We start from the raw sequence: 1,547 nt of genomic DNA, 5'->3' as shown, positions 1-1,547 counted from the left end.
TCGACAGGCGCATAGGCCACACCGCGAAGCGAGGCGTCAACGGCCTCAGCCGCCTTGATTCCCGTTCCGATCGCGTCCGCCAGCAACCCGGGCTTGATCACGTCGCCCGCCGCAAACACGTTTTCAAGAAGACTCATGTCCTCCCCGGGAACGGCCCAATCGCGGAATTTCCGCACGCCTTCAGGCAGGTAGCCCAAATCCGGGGATTCGCCGATGGTGATGATGACCATATCGCCGGTAATGAGTGTCCCGTCCGCCGTGATGAGTCCGTCATCGGTTATTTCCTTGGTCATCACCGGCCAGAGCAGCTTGCCGCCCAGCGCTTCGATGTGCGCGATTTCATGGGCAAAGGCCGCCGGTTTCTGCACGTCAATGCAGGTCACGCTTTCCGCGCCCATCGCATAGGCCCCGGCTGCGGCATCCATGCCCGCGTTGCCGCAGCCGATGACGATGACATTCCGGCCGACACGAGGATTCCCGCCCTTGTTGATGGCCTTGAGGAAGTCGATGCCCGCCACAATCCTCTCATGCCCGGGCCACGGGAACACGCGGGGGATATGCCCTCCGGTGGCGACGATCACCGCATCGCTTTCCCGCCGGAGCCGCTGGAACCCGTCCGCGTCAACCCGGTTGCCGGTCACGAAACGCACGCCCATGTCCTCAATGCGCTTCAGTTCCTTTTCCAAAACCTCGTGCGGAAGACGGGCGCGGGGGATGACCTGCTCCAGCTTGCCGCCCATGCGGTCGTCGGCTTCGTAGACGGTGACCTCATGCCCTTTCCGGGCAAGCCGCCATGCGGCGCTCAAGCCCGCGACCCCGCCGCCGATCACGGCGACCTTTTTCCCGGTACGCCCAGTGGGACGGGGCAAGGCCACATCAATGGAACAGCGCCCGAGCGCCCCGATTTGGACGGCTTCGTCGATGCCGCCGCGTGTGCACCCTTCCATACACGGGTGGGGACACACGCCGCCACATACCGAACCGGGGAACGGCGTATAGTCGAGCACCAGCTTGTAGGCTTCCTTCACCTTGCCCGCGCGCAGCATGTTGTACCGTCGCTGTGTAGGAATGGAGGCCGGGCAACGGAACTCACAGGGCGCGGCACAGGCGGCGTTGTCCCACGAGGGGACACGCTGGCGGTACAGGCCGCGCGCTACGGTGGCGTTCACGGCGAAATCATCACGGCATACGTCGCTGAAAATGCCGCCCTGTATCCACTCCTTGGCCCGGAACGCACCCATCGGCATGGGCTCGGGCCTAGAAGGGTGTCCCCCCAAGGTGAGGGGATGAATCTTCCGCCACTCGCTCCAATCGCTGAGGACGGCGTACAGTTCCGGCCTGCCCACGGCGGACAAAAATGTTTCCATCCCGGCCTCAAGGTAGGCGACATCATCCGGTTCCAGCCCGGATACGGCGAGATCGTCCGCAACATCCTCGGAAAACGCGCCACGCACATACACTATGCCGCCGACCATGCCCACGCAGGGACGTTCGCCAAGGACGGAAGGAAGCCCTTCGCAATCATAACCGCAGACCACGGCCTTGCC

The 1,547-nt window shown here is 63.9% G+C and carries 1 protein-coding gene; it reads right to left on the bottom strand.

Annotated features, from left to right (window positions below; translation table 11 throughout):
* Positions 1–1,547 (bottom strand): FAD-dependent oxidoreductase (locus HMPREF0178_RS19875; RefSeq protein ID WP_009369330.1); only part of this gene is annotated, 1,547 nt, incomplete at both ends.

Origin of the sequence: Bilophila sp. 4_1_30 (assembly GCF_000224655.1) — a bacterium.
Classification (GTDB): domain Bacteria; phylum Desulfobacterota; class Desulfovibrionia; order Desulfovibrionales; family Desulfovibrionaceae; genus Bilophila; species Bilophila wadsworthia.
The sequence above is the reverse complement of the archived record's forward strand: the minus strand, read 5'-3'. Positions and strand labels throughout refer to the sequence as shown.